The 16,886-nt window shown below is 69.7% G+C and carries 14 protein-coding genes; 4 read left to right on the plus strand and 10 right to left on the minus strand.

Going from position 1 to position 16,886, the window contains the following annotated elements; translation table 11 throughout:
• Positions 1–26 precede the first annotated feature (26 nt).
• A complete protein-coding gene (locus tag ACLNGM_RS04615; RefSeq protein ID WP_090963369.1) occupies positions 27–218 on the plus strand; it encodes a Trm112 family protein in 192 nt (63 codons plus the stop codon).
• 78 nt (positions 219–296) lie between these two features.
• Here ACLNGM_RS04615 and cysN read toward each other — a convergent pair whose 3' ends face one another.
• The 7 genes from cysN to ACLNGM_RS04650 form a co-directional block, all read right to left on the minus strand.
• Complete coding sequence (gene cysN / locus ACLNGM_RS04620; RefSeq protein WP_416357389.1) at positions 297–2,069, minus strand: sulfate adenylyltransferase subunit CysN; 1,773 nt, start codon at positions 2,067–2,069, stop codon at positions 297–299.
• Positions 2,069–2,971 (minus strand): sulfate adenylyltransferase subunit CysD, encoded by a 903-nt coding sequence (cysD, locus tag ACLNGM_RS04625; RefSeq protein WP_416357390.1) that lies wholly within the window; start codon positions 2,969–2,971, stop codon positions 2,069–2,071. The genes cysN and cysD overlap by 1 nt, the downstream gene beginning before the upstream one ends.
• Before the next feature lie 71 nt (positions 2,972–3,042).
• Positions 3,043–3,819, minus strand: a complete 777-nt coding sequence (locus ACLNGM_RS04630; RefSeq protein WP_416357391.1) for a phosphoadenylyl-sulfate reductase — start codon at positions 3,817–3,819, stop codon at positions 3,043–3,045.
• Entirely contained in the window at positions 3,816–4,331 is a 516-nt protein-coding gene (locus tag ACLNGM_RS04635) for a DUF934 domain-containing protein (RefSeq protein WP_416357392.1), read from the minus strand. Before ACLNGM_RS04635 ends, ACLNGM_RS04630 begins: the two co-directional genes overlap by 4 nt.
• A complete protein-coding gene (locus ACLNGM_RS04640) occupies positions 4,328–6,013 on the minus strand; it encodes a nitrite/sulfite reductase (protein ID WP_416357393.1) in 1,686 nt (561 codons plus the stop codon). The genes ACLNGM_RS04635 and ACLNGM_RS04640 overlap by 4 nt, the downstream gene beginning before the upstream one ends.
• A 93-nt stretch (positions 6,014–6,106) precedes the next feature.
• Positions 6,107–6,445 (minus strand): DUF2849 domain-containing protein, encoded by a 339-nt coding sequence (locus tag ACLNGM_RS04645; protein ID WP_090963381.1) that lies wholly within the window; start codon positions 6,443–6,445, stop codon positions 6,107–6,109.
• A gap of 176 nt (positions 6,446–6,621) precedes the next feature.
• Complete coding sequence (locus tag ACLNGM_RS04650) at positions 6,622–7,869, minus strand: ubiquinone biosynthesis hydroxylase (protein WP_416357394.1); 1,248 nt, start codon at positions 7,867–7,869, stop codon at positions 6,622–6,624.
• Positions 7,870–8,036: 167 nt separating this feature from the next.
• Here ACLNGM_RS04650 and ACLNGM_RS04655 point away from each other — a divergent pair, with 167 nt between their 5' ends.
• The 3 genes from ACLNGM_RS04655 (at position 8,037) to ACLNGM_RS04665 (ending at position 10,901) form a co-directional block, all read left to right on the plus strand.
• Positions 8,037–8,909 carry an acyl-CoA thioesterase gene (locus ACLNGM_RS04655; RefSeq protein ID WP_416357395.1) on the plus strand — a complete coding sequence of 291 codons (873 nt, stop codon included), beginning with the start codon at positions 8,037–8,039 and terminating at the stop codon, positions 8,907–8,909.
• A gap of 248 nt (positions 8,910–9,157) precedes the next feature.
• Entirely contained in the window at positions 9,158–9,496 is a 339-nt protein-coding gene (locus tag ACLNGM_RS04660) for a P-II family nitrogen regulator (protein ID WP_416357396.1), read from the plus strand.
• A gap of 16 nt (positions 9,497–9,512) precedes the next feature.
• Positions 9,513–10,901: an ammonium transporter gene (locus ACLNGM_RS04665; RefSeq protein WP_090963387.1), complete on the plus strand. Its 1,389-nt coding sequence runs from the start codon at positions 9,513–9,515 to the stop codon at positions 10,899–10,901.
• A gap of 91 nt (positions 10,902–10,992) precedes the next feature.
• Here the strand turns inward: ACLNGM_RS04665 and pyrC are convergent, their stop codons facing one another.
• From pyrC to ACLNGM_RS04680, 3 genes are all read right to left on the minus strand, one after another.
• Positions 10,993–12,081, minus strand: coding sequence for a dihydroorotase (gene pyrC, locus ACLNGM_RS04670; RefSeq protein WP_416357397.1), 1,089 nt, complete (start codon positions 12,079–12,081; stop codon positions 10,993–10,995).
• Positions 12,082–12,184: 103 nt separating this feature from the next.
• Positions 12,185–15,688, minus strand: a complete 3,504-nt coding sequence (locus tag ACLNGM_RS04675; protein WP_416357398.1) for an efflux RND transporter permease subunit — start codon at positions 15,686–15,688, stop codon at positions 12,185–12,187.
• A complete protein-coding gene (locus tag ACLNGM_RS04680; RefSeq protein WP_416357399.1) occupies positions 15,685–16,878 on the minus strand; it encodes an efflux RND transporter periplasmic adaptor subunit in 1,194 nt (397 codons plus the stop codon). The genes ACLNGM_RS04675 and ACLNGM_RS04680 overlap by 4 nt, the downstream gene beginning before the upstream one ends.
• Between the last annotated feature and the right edge of the window lie 8 nt (positions 16,879–16,886).

A 16,886-nucleotide genomic window follows, 5' to 3' on the forward strand; every position in this document is an offset into this window, starting at 1 on the left:
TGGACCAGAACCGGAAAGGACGCCGCATGCCGGACGAAGCCGAGCGCAACCGGCCGGACCCGAAGCTGCTGGAGCTTCTGGTCTGCCCGCTCACCAAGGGGCAGCTGAGCTACGACGCGGAACGCGGCGAACTCGTCTCGCGCGCGGCGCGCCTCGCCTATCCCATCCGCAACGGCATCCCGATCATGCTGCCGTCGGAGGCGCGGCCGCTGGATTGAGGCGGTCCGTCGCCCCGTAAACCGGTCCGCCGTTTGGACGAAGAAGGGCGGGATCTCGCGACCCCGCCCTGTTCTCGTTCAGATCCCTGCGCCGTCGCGCACGTCGGTCGGGTCGACCGGCAGCGCCTCCGTCTCGGCCGGCACCATGAGGCGCCGGAGATAGGGGCGCAGCACGAAGTCGAGGACGCCGAGGATCAGCGCCTGCCAGACGGCGAGACCGAGAAGGAGGGCGATGACCGCCATCATCACCGCCGCCGCGCCGCGGAACAGCGTCACGCCGCGCGCGCGCCGGGCGTCGCTGGCGAGCGAGGGGCCTAGCCATTCCGCCTTGGCACGGTCGAAGGCCGAGCGCGGGGCGGCAGGCTGGCCCTTCGCGGCGGTCACAGGCGCCGGCATGCCGAGAAGCGTCGTTTGCGCCTCGGTGAGCGCGGTCACGATGCCGAGCGCCACCGTCTCGTTGGTCAGCTGGTCGATCAGGATGAAGGCGCCTAGCTCGCGGCTTTCCCCATAGGTCGTCGCCACCAGCGGCTTGTCGAAGGCGAGGGTGACGCGGCCGATCTCGTTCATCAGGAGCGCGTTGGCGGCGCGCGGCTGGTAGGAATGGATGTCGACCGCCTCGCGCAAAGCGCGCACGGTCGCCGGCGTTTGCGCCGAGGCGAGCTTGGCGATGACGCGCGCGCCGGCGATCAGCGGCCGGTCCACCATCCAGAGGATCTCGGCCTCCAGCCGCGTCTGCGGCGCGATCGCGTCGCCCTCGCGCACGATCACGTCGCCGCGCGACGCGTCGATCTCGTCGGTCAGGGTCAGCGTGACCGCCTCGCCGTCCTCGGCCTCCTCGACCTCGCCGTTCGGGCCGAAGATGCCTTTCACATGGCTGCGCTGGCGGCTCGGCAGCGAGAGGACGGCGTCGCCCTTTCGCACGCGCCCGCCCGCAACGGTGCCGCAGAAGCCGCGGAAGTCGAGGTTCGGCCGGTTCACCCACTGAACCGGCAGGCGGAAGAGCGGCGAGCCGGCCTGGAGCGTCTCCGGCTCGGCGCGCTCCAGCGCCTCCAGAAGCGTCGGCCCGTCGTACCAGGGTGCGGCAGGGGAGCGCGAGGCGAGGTTGTCGCCGTTCTTGGCCGAGAGCGGGATATAGGTGACGCTGGTGAAGCCGAGGCTCGGGCGGATCGCCTCGTAGCCCTTCACGATCTCGCGGAAGGTCGCCTCGTCGAAGTCGACGAGGTCCATCTTGTTGATCGCGACGATCACCGACTTGATGCCGACCATCGAGGTGATGAACGAGTGGCGCCGCGTCTGGGGCAGGATGCCCTTTCGCGCGTCGACGAGGATCACGGCGAGCTCGGCCTGGGAGGCGCCGGTCGCCATGTTGCGGGTATACTGCTCGTGGCCCGGCGTGTCGGCGATGATGAAGGCGCGCTTGCCGGTCGAGAAGTAGCGGTAGGCGACGTCGATCGTGATGCCCTGTTCGCGCTCGGCCGACAGACCGTCGACGAGCAGCGCGAAGTCGAGATCCTCGCCGGTCGTGCCGAACTTCTTGGAGTCGCGCTTCAACGTGTCGAGTTGGTCGTCGAAGACCGAGTTCGTGTCGTAGAGGAGGCGGCCGATCAGGGTCGACTTGCCGTCGTCGACCGAGCCGCAGGTGATGAAGCGCAGGAGCGATTCGGCGGGCGAGGCCAGAAGCGGCATGTCGGCCTGCGGGTCGACGATCTCGCCCGAGGCGGCGTCGGCCACCGCGCCGTCGGGCGCTGGGCCTGCGAAGGTCTCGTCCTCGACGAGCGCCCGCTCGTTGGCGGAAGCCGCCAGGATCTCGTCGCCGGCGGCGGTGTCTTGGGTCTTCAGCGCACCGCTCATCAGAAGTAGCCTTCCTGCTTCTTTTCTTCCATCGAGGCGCCGCCATCCTTGTCGATCAGCCGGCCCTCGCGTTCCGACGAACGCGAGCCGCGCATCTCGGAGATGATCCCCTGGAGGTCGGAGGCCTCCGAGCGAACGGCGCCCGTCAGCGGGTAGCAGCCGAGCGTGCGGAAGCGGACGGTCATCTCCTCGACGCTCTCGCCGGGCAGGAGTTTCATGCGCTCGTCGTCGCGCATGATGATCATGCCGTCGCGCACCACGACCGGGCGCTTCTTCGCAAAATACAGCGGCACGACGGGGATGTTCTCCAGCGCGATGTAGTCCCAGACGTCGGCTTCCGTCCAGTTCGACAGCGGGAACACGCGGAAGCTCTCCCCCTGCCGCTTGCGGGTGTTGAACAGGCGCCACGGCTCGGGGCGCTGGTTCTTCGGCTCCCAGCGGTGCTCGGCCGAGCGGAAGGAGAAGATCCGCTCCTTGGCGCGCGACTTCTCCTCGTCGCGCCGCGCGCCGCCGAAGGCCGCGTCGAACTTGTACTTCGCCAGCGCCTGCTTGAGGCCTTCCGTCTTCATCACGTCGGTGTGGACGCGGCTGCCCGAATCGAACGGATTGACGCCCGCCTTCACGCCCTCCTCGTTGATGTGGACGATGAGGTCGAGGCCGAGATCTTTCGCGATCTTGTCGCGGAACTCGATCATCTCGCGGAACTTCCAGGTCGTGTCGACATGAAGGAGCGGGAAGGGCGGCTTGCCGGGCGCGAAGGCCTTCATGGCCAGATGCAGCATCACGGCCGAGTCCTTGCCGATCGAATAGAGCATCACCGGGTTCTCTGCGGTCGCCGCGACCTCCCGGATGATGAAGATCGATTCCGCTTCCAGGCGCTGCAAATGCGTCATGTGCTTCATGGCGTAGGCTTTCCTATGGGCCGGAGCCCGACTATCCATCGGCCGGTCTGCCCGGGCGAACGCAGCTCGGGTCAGATGTCGGCCCGCTCGAAGAGAGCGGCCTTCGCCTCCTCCGTGTCGCTGACGGCGGCCGGGTCATCGACGTGGAGGCCGCATTCGCGCCGGGTCTCGTCCTCCCACCACCAGCGTCCGGCACGCTCAACCTCGCCGGGCCGGATGGCACGGGTGCAGGGGGCGCAGCCGATCGACAGGAAGCCGCGGCCGTGCAGGGCGTTGACGGGAACACCGTGGCGCGCCGTGAACGCCGCGATCTCGGCCCGCGTCAAGTCGAAGAGCGGGTTAGCCTTGACGAGCCCGCGCGCATGGTCGGCGCTTGCGAATTCCATGCTCTCGCGGTTGGCAGACTGATCGCGGCGCAGTCCCGCGATCCAGGCGCTGGCGCCTTCGAGCGCGCGGTTCAGGGGCTCGACCTTGCGCACCCCGCAGCAGGCCTTGCGCAGTTCCGGCGCGAAGTAGAACCCGTTGATGCCCTGGTCGTCGATCAGCGACTCCAGCGCGTCCGCCTGCGGGTACTTGGCCTTGATGCGGCGGCCGTACTTCTCTTCGGTCTCCTGCCAGAGCGTGTAGGTCTCCGGAAACAGGCGGCCGGTGTCGAGGGTCACGACCTCGATCTTCAACGCGTTGGTGAAGATCAGGTGCGTCAGCATCTGGTCCTCGATCCCGAGCGAGGTGGTGAAGACGATGCGGCCGGGCACGGTCTCGCGAAGGTGCTGGAGGCGCTCCAACGGGCTCATCGCCGGGAACGCGGCATTCAGCGCCTCGACCCGGGTGTCGAGCGCGGCGCTCATGCCCGCTCCCGCTGCGCGGCAAGGCGCTTCTGGAGGATGCTCATCTCCTCGCCATAGCCGGTCTGGTAGTGGTCGCGCACGATGTCCTTGGCCGCCATCCACTGCTCGACGGGTTGGCGCGCGGCCATCGCGTCGGGCAGTTCGATCTCGTCGAAGCCGCAGTCCAGCGCCTCGCGGAACTGGTCGGCGATCAGCGGGCCGGAGGCGCGCAGCGTACCCTTGAACCCGGCGCGGCGCAGGCGCTTGGCGAGCGACAGGCCGCGCCCGTCCGAGAAGGACGGGAAGCCGATCGAGATAAGGTCGACCGTCCCGAGATAGCTTTCCAGCGCGCAGACCGGCGTCTCGCCGCCGACATGGAGGCCGAGCGGCGTGTTGCGCCGATCGGCGATCGCCTGGTCGATCGTGGTGAGCGGCACGATCACTGCGCCCTCGTGAAGCGACAGGTCGGCGCCGTCCTCAACGCGCGAGAACGTGTCGGCCTTGGCGCCGGTCTCGTCGAGAAGAAGGCTCATGCCGGCTCTCCCGCGGTCTCGCGGGCGACATAGGCGGTGAAACCCTCCTTGAAGGGCTCGAGGCCTGCGCGCTTCACCGTATCGATGAAGGTCTCGGACCCCTGCCGCTCGCGCTTGTAGACCTCGACCAGCGCCTCGATCGCGCCGGGCACCTGGTCGCCGTCGATGCCGGGACCGACCCGCTCGCCGAGCGCCGCGTTCTCCGAGGCATCGCCGCCGACCGTGATCTGGTAGTTCTCGCGGCCCGACTTCTCGAGGCCGAGAATGCCGATATGGCCGACATGGTGGTGACCGCAGGCGTTGATGCAGCCCGAGATCTTGATCTGGAGAGGGCCGAGATCCTTCTGGCGCTCGTCGCTCGCGAAGAGGTTCGAGATGTCCTGCGCGATCGGAATCGAACGGGCGGTCGCCAGCGCGCAGTAGTCGAGGCCGGGGCAGGCGATGATGTCGGTCACGAGGCCGGCATTGGCCGTCGCAAGGCCCGCCGCCTTCAGCGCCGCATGGACTGCCGGCACGTCGTCGAGCTTCACGTGCGGCAGCACGAGGTTCTGGATGTGCGTCACGCGGAACTCGTCGAACGAATAGCGCTCCGCGATGTCGGCGAAGGCGCGCATCTCGGCGTCCGACATGTCGCCGGGCACGCCGCCGATCGGCTTCAGCGACACGGTCAGCGCGATGTAGCCGGGCTGGCGGTGCGGGAAGCCGTTCTGCTCGACGAAGCGGTCGAGCTCGGGATCGGCCGCACGGGCGGCGTCGAGCACGTGCGACGTCGCGGGCAGCGCCTCGTAGACGGGCGGTGCGAAGTAGCGGGCGATCCGCTCGACTTCCTCCTCCGGCGCGTTGATCGTCGGGCCGTTCAGCTGAGCGTACTCGGCCTCGACGCGCGCCTTGAACTCGTCCGTCCCGATCTCGTGGACGAGGATCTTCACGCGCGCCTTGTACTTGTTGTCGCGCCGTCCTTCCGCGTTGTAGACGCGCATCACGGCCTCGAGATAGGCGAGAAGCTCGTCCTTCGGCAGGAAGTCGCGGATCACCTTGCCGATCATCGGCGTGCGGCCGAGGCCGCCGCCCACGATGATCTCGTAGCCGATCTCCCGGGTTTCCGGGTGCCGCAGCACGCGGATGCCGATGTCGTGGACCTTGATCGCCGCGCGGTCGTGCTCGGCGCCGGTGACGGCGATCTTGAACTTGCGCGGCAGCCACGAGAATTCCGGGTGGAGGCTCGACCACTGCCGGATCAGCTCGGCGGTCGGGCGCGGGTCCTCGACCTCGTCGGCGGCGACGCCCGCGAACTGGTCCGCCGTCACGTTGCGGATGCAGTTGCCGGACGTCTGGATGCAGTGCATCTCGACGTCGGCCAGAAGGTCGAGGATGTCGGGCACGTCCTTCAGCTTCGGCCAGTTGTACTGGAGGTTCTGGCGCGTCGTGAAATGCGCGTAGCCCTTGTCGTACTTCTCGGCGATCAGGGCCAGCTGGCGCATCTGCTTCGAATTCAGCGTGCCGTAGGGCACGGCGACGCGCAGCATGTAGGCGTGGAGCTGGAGATAGAGCCCGTTCTTCAGGCGCAGCGGCTTGAACTCGTCGTCCGACAGCGAGCCGTCGAGCCGGCGCTCCACCTGATGGCGGAACTGGGCGACGCGCTCGCGCACGAAGCGCTCGTCGAATTCGTCGTAACGATACATGCCGCTGGTCCTTGTCCTGCCGCAGGAGCCTCCCCGGTCCCCCGCTCGATCCGGCCACCGGGGCGCGTCCGCCCCGTCTTGGCCGAAAAACCTCTAGAATTCCGCCTGCTTGCCGTATTGCGTCAGCATGGTCGGGCCCTTCTGGCGGATCGCCTCGCGGAAGTGGTTGGCGACCGGCAGCCCGTTGTCATCGCGCGTGACCTCGACGAGATAGGGATCGACGATCCGGTTCTCGGCAAAGCCCCGACGCCCTTCCGCTTCCATCCAGGCGGCCGTCTCGACATCGTCGGCGATCAGCGCCGCCTTCGGATCGAGGCTCCAGCCGTCCTCGGTCAGGAACACGACCTCGCCTTCGAGAAGATCGTTGGCGGTCATGATGACCGGAAGCTTCGGCCCCTTCGCCTTTGCGCCCGCCTTGACGTCGCCCGCCATAATCCTGCCCCGCTGCCCGATCCACGCACGCCGTCCGCGGGCGGAGTTCGATCCGCCGCGGCGAGGCTGTCATCGTTCTAAATAGGCCAAGGCGCAAGCGGTTGCGCCGTCGCCCGTTCCAATCCGGGGGCCGCAAGGGGAAGGAATTTGCGCGCCGTCCTCCGTGCGGCGTCGGTTCAGATCGGCAGGCCCTGCAGGAGGCGCGGCGACGGGCCGCTCGCGATGCCCGACGCCTGCGCGATGAAATGCCGCTTGGCAAAGGGCGCGCGGTCGACGAGCGACAGGCCGAAGGAGCGCACCGCGCGCACCAGCGCGCTGTCGTTGGAGAACAGGCGGTTCAGGATGTCGGTGGTCACGCCCATCTGCACCGTGTCGAAGCGGCGCCAGCGCTGGTAGAGCTCCAGCGTATCGAGGGCGCCGATGTCGCGGCCGAGCCGGGCGGCATCCACCACCACCTCGGCGAGCGCAGCCGCGTCCTTGAAGCCGAGGTTCAGCCCCTGGCCGGCGATTGGGTGGATGCCGTGCGCGGCGTCCCCGGCGAGCGCGATGCGGGGCTTCACGAAATCGCGCGCGAGCGTCAGGCCGAGCGGAAAGGCGCGTGGGCGCCCCTCGACGGTGAGGGCCCCGAGCTTCAGGCCGAAGCGCTGCTCCAGCTCCAGCTCGAACACCATGTCATCGGCGCGCAGCAGGCGTTCGGCCTCCGCGGTCGATTCGGTCCAGACGAGCGAGGACCGATTGCCCTTGAGCGGCAGGATTGCGAAGGGGCCGGCGGGCAGGAAGTGCTCCTCGGCGCGGCCCTCGTGCGGGCGCTCGTGCGCCACCGTCGCGACGATGCCGCTCTGGCCGTAGTCGGTGTGGATCGTGCGGATGCCGGCCATGTCGCGGATCTTGGAGCGCACGCCGTCTGCCGCCACCAGAAGCCGCGCCTCGACCGTCTCGGCGCCCAGCTCGACCGCGATCGAGGCGGGGCGGTCCGTGATTCCGGTGACCGGAGTGCCGGCGCGGATCGCGATGCCGAGCGCCTCGGCGCGCGCGCGCAGCGCCCCGTTCAAGGCGACGTTCGGCACCATGTGAGCGAAGGGCTCGCCGGGTTCCGCCTCGCCGCCGAAGGTCAGGAAGACCGGGCGCACGGGATCGCTGGTGCGCGAGTCCGTCACGATCATTTCGCGGATCGGCTCGGCCTCGGGGGCGATCGTGTCCCAGGCCCCGAGGCGCGTCAGCATGCGGATCGCGGCAGCCGCGATCGCCGAGGCGCGCGTGTCGCGCTCCCAGACGCCGTCCGGCGCCGCGTCGACCACGAGAACGTCGAGCTCGGGCGCGGCCTGCTTGATCGCGACGGCGCTGACGAGGCCGACATAGCCGGCCCCCGCCACCACGATGTCGGCGCGGGCGGGCGAGGCGTGCGCGGCCTGGGTCTCGGACATGGAACGGGTTTCCCCTCGATCTCTCCGGACCGCCGCGCGGCCCGTTCTCGAGCCTTGATCTAGGCGCCCGGCCTCGCCGGGGCAACCGAGCGGCCCTGCCTTGCGGGCGCGACCGATATGCCGGACAAGGCGCGCGAAGGATCGACGCGCGAGAGGGAGCCGAAGGCATGGACGAGACGATGGACCGGCTGATCCGGGCGCTCGACCTCGAGAAGCTGGAGGAGAACCTCTATCGCGGCGTCAGTTCCTCGGTCGGCTGGCAGCGCACCTTCGGCGGCGAGGTGATCGCGCAGGCGCTCGTCGCCGCGCAGCGCACCGTGGGGCCCGAGCGCCCCGTCCACTCGCTGCACGGCTACTTCCTGCGCCCCGGCAACCCGAAGGCGCCGGTGATCTACGAGGTCTCGCGCATTCGCGACGGCGGCTCGTTCACGACCCGGATCGTCCACGGCATCCAGCACGGCGAGGCGATCTTCACGCTGTCGGCCTCGTTCCAGCGCGTGGAGGAGGGGCTCGACCACCAGATGCCGATGCCCGACGTGCCGCGCCCGGACGAGCTTCCCTCCGCCGCCGAGCTGACGGCCGAGATCCTCGCCCGCGCGCCCGAGCCGATCCGCCGCTACTGGAGCCGGCCGCGGCCGATCGAGTTCCGCCCGGTCTCGTTCGACCATTACCTGACGCGCGAGCCACTGCCGCCGCGCCAGCAGGTCTGGGTGCGCACGGTCGAGCCGCTCGGCGACGATCCCGCGCTGAACGCCGCGGCCCTCGCTTATCTCTCCGACATGACGCTTCTCGACACCGCGCTCTTCGCGCACGGCCTGTCGGTCTTCGACGAGCGCATCCAGGCCGCGAGCCTCGACCACGCCATGTGGTTCCACCGGCCGGTCGATGTCGGCGCCTGGCATCTCTACTCGCAGGACTCGCCGTCCTCGTCGGGCGGACGCGGCCTGACGCGCGGGTCGCTGTTCGCGCTCGATGGCACGCTCGTCGCCTCGGTCGCCCAGGAAGGGTTGATCCGTCCCCGGCGTCCATCGGCTGTGTAATCTGCTGAAAATCTCGCCACCTGCCGCCACAAGCGGCAGTCTTGCGATCACGTTGCCGTTGCGGCTGTTCAATCCGGCGGCACGGCGGCCTTTCGCGCTGCACAATCGCGGCGAAATCGCGGCCGGTGGTCATCTGGCACGCATCTTGTTTCCGTCTCTCACGTGACCCTGTGGCCGACCGGCCGCCGGGCCGCCCAATTCAGCGGAGCGCCCGGGGGCGTGCCACCGCGTGACGATCTGAGGTGCACATGAAAATCGTGATGGCGATCATCAAGCCATTCAAGCTCGACGAGGTGCGCGAGGCCCTGACCACTGTCGGGATCCAGGGCCTCACGGTGACCGAGGTGAAGGGCTACGGTCGGCAGAAGGGCCATACCGAGATCTACCGCGGCACCGAATATGCCGTGAGCTTCCTGCCCAAGCTGAAGATCGAGATGGCGGTGCCCACCGACATGGTGGACCGCGCGGTCGAGGTGATCGCGGCCGCCGCCAAGACCGGCCAGATCGGCGACGGCAAGATCTTCGTCTACGGCATCGATCAGGCGGTCCGCATCCGCACCGGCGAAACCGACACGAACGCGCTCTGAGGGGACACGACAGACCATGCGCTTTCTGAAGACCTCCCTGGCGACCCTGGCCCTCTCCGGCCTCACGACGGTCGCCGCCCTCGCGCAGGAGACCGGCGTCGCGCCGGCGCCAGAGACCGTGCCGGCGGACGCCGCCGCCGCCGTCGTCGACGCCATGGACAAGGGCGACGTCGCCTGGATGCTGGTGTCGACGCTCCTCGTCCTGTTCATGATCCTGCCGGGCCTCGGCCTGTTCTACGGCGGCCTCGTGCGCGCAAAGAACATGCTCTCGGTACTGATGCAGTGCGTGACGATCACCGCGGTCGTCATGATCATCTACGTGATCTACGGCTACTCCTTCGCCTTCGGCGGCTCGACCAGCGCCTTCTGGGGCGGCACGGGCAAGCTGTTCCTCGCCGGCATCACCAAGGACACGATGGCCGCGACCTTCACCAAGGGCGTGGTGATCCCGGAATACGTCTTCATCGCCTTCCAGATGACGTTCGCCTGCATCACGCCGGCGCTGATCGTGGGCGCCTTCGCCGAGCGCATCAAGTTCTCGGCGGTCGTGCTGTTCACCATCCTCTGGGTGACGATCGTCTACTTCCCAGTCGCCCACATGGTCTGGGACGCGAACGGCTTGATCTTCACCGGCGCCCATGCCGGCGGCGTCGCCGCGCTCGATTTCGCGGGCGGCACGGTCGTCCACATCAACGCCGGCATCGCGGCGCTCGTCGGCTCGTTCCTCGTCGGCAAGCGCACGGGTCTCGGCCGTGACAACATGGCCCCGCACTCGATGACGCTGACCATGGTCGGCGCCTCGATCCTGTGGGTCGGCTGGTTCGGCTTCAACGCCGGCTCCAACCTCGAGGCCAACGGCGGCGCCGCGCTCGCCATGATCAACACCTTCACCGCCACCGCGGGCGCCACCGTCGCCTGGGTGCTGATCGAAGCCTTCGCCCGCGGCAAGGCCTCGATGCTGGGCGCGGTCTCCGGCATCATCGCCGGCCTCGTCGCCGTGACGCCGGCCGCCGGCGCCGTCGGCCCGATCGGCGGCATCCTGCTCGGTGCCATCGCGTCCGCCGCCTGCTACTTCTTCGTGGCAGTGGTGAAGCCGAAGTTCGGCTACGACGACTCGCTCGACGTCTTCGGCATTCATGGCATCGGCGGCATCGTCGGCGCCATCGGCACGGGCATCTTCGCCTCGACGGCGCTCGGTGGCGGCGGCTATCTCGACGGCGTCACCATGGGCTCCCAGGTCTACTCCCAGGTCGTCGCGGTGCTGATCACCGTGGTCTACAGCGGCATCGTCTCGGCGATCCTCTACAAGATCGTCGACGCGATCGTCGGCCTGCGCCCGACCGTGGAAGCCGAGCGCGAAGGCCTCGACATCACCTCGCATGGCGAGGCGGCCTACCACGCCTAAATCATGCATGCCCCGGACGAGGGGCTTGGACCGGAAGGGGCAGGCGGAGCGATCCGCCTGCCCTTTTTCATGGACGCCGGAAAATTTGCAGTCAGGCCCGGACGTCGCCGATCGACCAGGGCAGCGGCTCGCCGCCCCGGAACACCACGACGTCCTCGTCCTCGACCGAGACGGCGGCGAGCGCGGTGGCGGGCTTCTTCAGGAGCGTGATCGTGCCCTCGTTGACGGGCAGTCCGTGAAACCTCGCGCCGTTGAGGCTGGCGAAAGCCTCGAAGCGATCCAGCGCACCCTCCTCGTCGAAGACCTGCACATAGGTCTGCAGCGCCGTCGCCCCGCCGAAGACGCCGGCCGAGCAGCATTCGGCCTCCTTGGCGCCGCGACGGTGGGGCGCGGTGTCGGTGCCCAGCATGAAACAGGCCTCGCCCGACGTCGCCGCCGCGCGCAGCGCCAGCCGGTGGCGCTCGCGCTTGGCGACCGGCAGGCAGTAGAGGTGCGGCCGCAGGCCCCCCTGAAAGATCGAGGTGCGGTTGATCACGAGATGATGTGGCGTGATCGTGCAGGCAGCACGGTCGGCATGCGCGCGCACGAGATCGACCGTCTCCGCCGTCGTCGCATGCTCCACCACGACCTTCAGCCCCTCGTGGCGCTGGAGCAGCGGCAACATCTCGGCCTCCAGGAAGGCGGCCTCGCGGTCGAAGATGTCGATCGCGGGATCGGTCGCCTCGCCGTGGACGAGGACCGCCATGCCGATCCGCTCCATGCGCTCCAGGACCGGTGCGAGCTTCGCGATATCGGTGACGCCGGCATGCGAGTTGGTGGTGGCGCCGGCGGGGTAGAGCTTGGCGGCCAGCCACACGCCGTCCCGGTAGCCGCGCTCGATCTCGTCGGGGTCGGTGTGGTCGGTGAGGTAGCACGTCATCAGCGGCTCGAAGTCCGAGTCGCCCGGCAGGGCCGCGAGAATGCGGGCCTCGTAGCTTTGAGCCATCGCGACCGTCGTCACCGGCGGCACGAGGTTCGGCATCACGATGGCGCGGCGGAACTGGTTCGCCGTGAAGGGCAGCACCGCTTCGAGCATCGCCCCGTCGCGCAGGTGGACGTGCCAGTCGTCCGGCCGGCGGATGGTGATCGAGGGGACGGCGTCGGCCGGGGCGCGGGACGCGAAGAGGGTGTCGGTGGACATCGGGCGGGCCTCCGGGCGCGGCGAAAGACGGCTTGAAACGAAAGCGGGCGGCGCGGCTCTTGGATAGCCGCGCCGCCCGTGGATGGCCAGAAGCTGCGCCGGCCTATTCGGCTGCCGGCTGCATCTGCGGCGGGGGCAGGCGCTCGTCGCCGCCGCGCGCCTCGCGACCGCCGAACTCCGTCACCCGCTTCCAGGTCGGCCCGTGGCCGAGGTCCTGCGGCTGGACCGGAGCCAGCGGCGGGCCGTGGATCGGGGCACCGGCATGGGCGGTCTCGCCGTCCTCCTCGCCGCGGTTCGGCCGCAGCACCCAGCGGAAGACGCGGCCCGTCACGTGGCTGAGATCGTCCATCAGGGTGTAGAGCGAGGGGATGAAGACCAGCGACAGCACGGTCGAGACGAGGAGGCCGCCGATCACCGCGATCGCCATCGGCGCACGGAACTCGCCGCCCTCGCCGGTGGCCATGGCCGCCGGCACCATGCCCGCCGCCATGGCGAGCGTCGTCATGATGATCGGGCGCGCGCGCTTGCGGCCGGCGTCGATGATCGCGTCGCGCTGGCTCATGCCGTGCTTCTCCTGCTCCACCGCGAAGTCGACCAGCATGATCGAGTTCTTGGTGACGATGCCCATCAGCATCAGGATGCCGATCACCACCGGCATCGAGACCGCGTTGTGGGTGAGGAGGAGGGCCCCCACGACGCCGCCGACCGAAAGCGGCAGCGAGGCGAGGATGGTCAGCGGCAGGAAGACCGAGCCGAACAGGAGGATCAGCACCACCAACACCATCATGATGCCGGCGCCCATGGCCGAGGCGAAGCCGGCGAAGACCTCGCCCTGGATCTCGGCGTCGCCGACCTGCTGGAGGCGCACGCCCGGCGGCATGGTGCGCACGGCGTCGGACGCCATGATGTGCTCGGAGCCCTCGCCGATCTCGTGGCCGGGCGCCATCGAGGTGCCGACCTTGACGAGGCGCTCGCGGTCGTAGCGCTCGATGGTCGAGGGCCCCTGGCCGAAGCCGATGTCGGCGACGGCGTCGAGCGGCACCGATCCGCCGGTCCCCGTGTTGACGCGCAGCGAGCTGACCGTCGACAGGTCCTTGCGCGCGTCCTCCGACAGCTGGACGCGGATCGGGATCTGGCGCGTGCCGGCGTTGAACTTGGCGAGATTGGCGCCGAGGTCGCCGATGGTCGCGACGCGCACGGTCTGCGAGATCGCATCCGGCGCGATGCCGAGGTCGGAGACCTCGTCGAGGCGCGGGCGGATACGGATCTCCGGCCGGTCGAACGAGGCCATGGCGCTCGGATTGGCGAAGATCGGGTCGCGCCGCATCTCCGCCTCGAGCTTCGAGGCGGCTTCCGACACGGCCTTGCCGTTCTGGCCGAGGATGCCGACCGAGAGTTCGCGCTCGCCGCGGTCATTGACGAAGAACGAGCGGAGGTCCGGGATCGCCTGGAGTTTGGCGGTGATCACCGGCTCGAGTTCGGCCTGGCTGCGCGTGCGCTCGAACTTGCGCGTCAGCGCCACCGTCATCGCGGCGCGGCGCACCTCCAGCGTGCCGGTCGGCGAAGCGCCGCCGATCACGAGCACCGAGCGCACCTCGGGCAGCTCGCGCACGCTCGCCGCCGCCTGGTCGGTGATGCGGCGGGTCGTTTCCAGCGTCGCGCCGGGCGGCAGCTCCAGCGAGACCACGATGCGCGAGGCGTCCTCCTTCGGGATGAAGCCGGTCGGCAGGTACTGGATCGAGTGGATCGACAGGGCGAAGAGGCCGATGCCGACGGCGAGCGTCACCCAGCGCCAGCGCACGGTCACGCCGAGGAAGCCGGTATAGGCGCGCATCAGCGGCCCGTCGTGCTGCTCGGCCGGATGCGGGCGATTGAGGTAGGCGAGAAGCGTCGCGAGGACGAGCGCGCCGGCGAGGATCTCCACCGCGACGCGGCCCGCCGCGTCCCACGAGACGGGCGGCAGCGCGGCGGCATAGGGCTGGACGGCGCGCGCGAGCCCGTTGCCGGCACTGACGGCCTCCGGAAGGGCGGCAAGCCCGAACACCGCGCCGATGGCGAGGCCCGCGAGCGGCAGGAAGCGCAGGAGGTAGCGCTTCAGGAGGCGGCCGAAGCCCGGCCCCTCGTGACGCGGCGCCCGGAAGAAGTAGGCCGCCAGCATCGGCGTGATGAGGCGGGCGACCAGGAGCGAGAAGAACACCGCCACGGCGACCGTAAGGCCGAACTGCTTGAAGTACTGGCCCGCGACGCCCCCCATGAAGGAGACCGGCGCGAAGACCGCGATGATCGTCATGGTGATGGCGATCACGGCAAGGCCGATCTCATCGGCGGCCTCCATCGCGGCGCGATAGGGCTTCTTGCCCATCTGCATGTGCCGCTCGATGTTCTCGATCTCGACGATCGCGTCGTCGACGAGAATGCCCGTCACCAGCGTGATGGCGAGGAGGCTGACGAGGTTCAGCGAGAAGCCGAGCATGCTCATCGCCCAGAAGGTGGGGATGGCGGCGAGCGGCAGGGTGATGGCGGCGACGATTGTCGCGCGCCAGTCGCGCAGGAAGAGGAGCACCACGATGACGGCGAGCGCCGCGCCCTCGCCGAGCGTCTCCATCGCCGATTCGAAGTTGCCGTAGGTGTAGGTCACGCTGTCGTCGATGCGCGAGAAGCGCACGTCGGGATGCTGGGCGCCGAGCTCATGGACGCGGGCCTCGACGGCCGACGCCACGGTCGTGTCGCTCGCGCCCTTGGCGCGGTAGATCGAGAAGGCGACGACCGGCTCGCCGTTCAGCCGCGCGAACGAGCGCGGCTCCTCCCAGCGGTCGAGGACGGCGCCGAGTTCGTCGAGGCGCACCTCGCGCCCGCCCGGCAGCGCGATGCGGGTCGAGGCGAGGCCCGACACGGTCGCGGCCGAGGAGAGCGTGCGGATCGCCTGCTCCTGGCCGCCGAACTCGCCGCGCCCGCCCGACAGGTCCACATTGGTGGAGCGCAGCTGCGCGTTGACGCCGGCGGCCGTGATGCCGAGCGCGGCAAGCCGGTCGGGATCGAGGCGCACCTGCACCTCGCGCTCGACGCCGCCCATGCGATCGACGCGACCGACGCCTTTCAGGCCCTGCAGGGCGCGGATCACCGTGTCGTCGACGAACCACGAGAGCTGCTCGGGCGTCTTGCCGGGCGAGGAGGCCGCATAGGTGACGATCGACTGGTTCTCGACCTCCACCCGCTGGATGATCGGCTCCTCGATCGTGCGCGGCAGGTCGCCACGGATCTTGGCGATCGCGTCCTTCACGTCGTTGACGGCGCGGTCGGTGTTGATCTCCAGCCGGAACTCGGCCGCCGTCACCGACTGGCCGTCGGTGATGGTGGAGGTGATGTGCTTGATGCCGGAAACGCCGGCTACCGCGTCCTCGACGCGCTTGGTGATCTGCGTCTCCATCTCGGACGGGGCCGAGCCCTGCTCCAGGATGGTGACGGAGACGACCGGCACGTCGATGTTGGGAAAGCGCGTGATCGGCAGCGTCAGGAAGGAGATGATCCCGAGCGCGACGAGCACCACGAAGAGGAGGATGGGCGGAACCGGGTTGCGGATCGCCCAGGCCGAGATGTTCCAGTTCATCGCGCGGCCTCCGCGGTCTGCGTCTCGCTGTCCGTCGCGATCGGTGTCACGGCGTCGCCGTCGCGCACGAAGGTGCCGGCGAGCGACACGACGTCCTCGCCGGGCTGGAGGTTGTCGGTGATCTCGACCTCGTCGCCGGCGACAAGCCCGGTCTTCACCTGTCGCGTCTCGATCCGCCCGTCCTTGACCACCTGGACGCGGGCGACGCCCTCGTCGGTGAGGACGGCTGTGCGCGCGATCACGACGCCTTCCGAGCGTGCCGTCTCCACGCTGCCGCGGGCAAAGGAGCCCGAGCGCAGCGCGGGCGAGGGCGGCAGCGCGATGAAGACACGGCCGAGGCGCGTCGCCTGGTCGACCTTCGGCGAGACGAGCCGGACCTCGCCGGCCACGCTCTCGTCCCGGCCGGGCAGGCGCACGCTCGCCGGCTGGCCCTTCTCGATCGCGCCGAGCTGCGTCTCGCTGACCTCGGCGTCGAGCTCGATCAGGCCGTCGCGGGCGATCTCGAAGAGGGGGCCCGCGGCCGCCGAGACGACCGCGCCGAGGCGGGCCGAGCGGGCGAGCACGAGGCCGTCGGTCGGGGCCTTCACCTCGGCCTTGGAGCGGCGCAGCTCGAGCGAGCGCCGGTCGGCCTCGGCGGATGCGCGGTCGGCCTCGGCCAGCGCGATGCCCTGGCGCGCGGAGGCGAGGCGGGCGGTGGCGGCGGCGGCGGCCGAGACGCGCTGGTCGAGAATGTCCTGGCCGACGATGCCCTTGGCCGACAGGGCGCGGGTACGCTGGAGGGCGCTCGCCGCTTCCGTGTTGGCGGACTCGGCCTCCTCGACCTGGGCGCGGGCCTGCGTGATCGCGGCGTCGGCGCGGGCGATCTGGGCGGTGGCGCGGGCGAGATCGGCATCCACGAGATCGGTCGCCAGGCGCGCGATGACCTGCCCCGCCTTCACCGTGTCGCCCTCGTCGGCGAGGAGCTCCTCGATGCGCAGGCCCTCGACGTCGGCGCCGACGCTGACGGTCTCGCGTGGCACGAAGGTGCCGGTGACGGGCACGCTCGCGACGATCTCGCGGCGCTCGGCCTTCACGACGCTGATCGAGGGCGGTGCGACCGCGGGCGCGGCGGCCGCGTTCTCCTGCGCCAAAGCCAGGGGCGCGGTGCCGAGAAGCAGCGACAGGGCGAGAAGGGCGATGCGGGGGGTCATGGGCGGCC

Source organism: Aureimonas phyllosphaerae (assembly GCF_047943035.1).
Classification (GTDB): Bacteria; Pseudomonadota; Alphaproteobacteria; order Rhizobiales; family Rhizobiaceae; genus Aureimonas; species Aureimonas phyllosphaerae.

Coding starts and splice junctions, on each gene's coding strand:
- ACLNGM_RS04615 (WP_090963369.1), top strand. CDS start 27: ATGCCGGACGAAGCCGAGCGCAACCGGCCGGACCCGAAGCTGCTGGAG.
- cysN (WP_416357389.1), bottom strand. CDS start 2,069: ATGAGCGGTGCGCTGAAGACCCAAGACACCGCCGCCGGCGACGAGATC.
- cysD (WP_416357390.1), bottom strand. CDS start 2,971: ATGAAGCACATGACGCATTTGCAGCGCCTGGAAGCGGAATCGATCTTC.
- ACLNGM_RS04630 (WP_416357391.1), bottom strand. CDS start 3,819: ATGAGCGCCGCGCTCGACACCCGGGTCGAGGCGCTGAATGCCGCGTTC.
- ACLNGM_RS04635 (WP_416357392.1), bottom strand. CDS start 4,331: ATGAGCCTTCTTCTCGACGAGACCGGCGCCAAGGCCGACACGTTCTCG.
- ACLNGM_RS04640 (WP_416357393.1), bottom strand. CDS start 6,013: ATGTATCGTTACGACGAATTCGACGAGCGCTTCGTGCGCGAGCGCGTC.
- ACLNGM_RS04645 (WP_090963381.1), bottom strand. CDS start 6,445: ATGGCGGGCGACGTCAAGGCGGGCGCAAAGGCGAAGGGGCCGAAGCTT.
- ACLNGM_RS04650 (WP_416357394.1), bottom strand. CDS start 7,869: ATGTCCGAGACCCAGGCCGCGCACGCCTCGCCCGCCCGCGCCGACATC.
- ACLNGM_RS04655 (WP_416357395.1), top strand. CDS start 8,037: ATGGACGAGACGATGGACCGGCTGATCCGGGCGCTCGACCTCGAGAAG.
- ACLNGM_RS04660 (WP_416357396.1), top strand. CDS start 9,158: ATGAAAATCGTGATGGCGATCATCAAGCCATTCAAGCTCGACGAGGTG.
- ACLNGM_RS04665 (WP_090963387.1), top strand. CDS start 9,513: ATGCGCTTTCTGAAGACCTCCCTGGCGACCCTGGCCCTCTCCGGCCTC.
- pyrC (WP_416357397.1), bottom strand. CDS start 12,081: ATGTCCACCGACACCCTCTTCGCGTCCCGCGCCCCGGCCGACGCCGTC.
- ACLNGM_RS04675 (WP_416357398.1), bottom strand. CDS start 15,688: ATGAACTGGAACATCTCGGCCTGGGCGATCCGCAACCCGGTTCCGCCC.
- ACLNGM_RS04680 (WP_416357399.1), bottom strand. CDS start 16,878: ATGACCCCCCGCATCGCCCTTCTCGCCCTGTCGCTGCTTCTCGGCACC.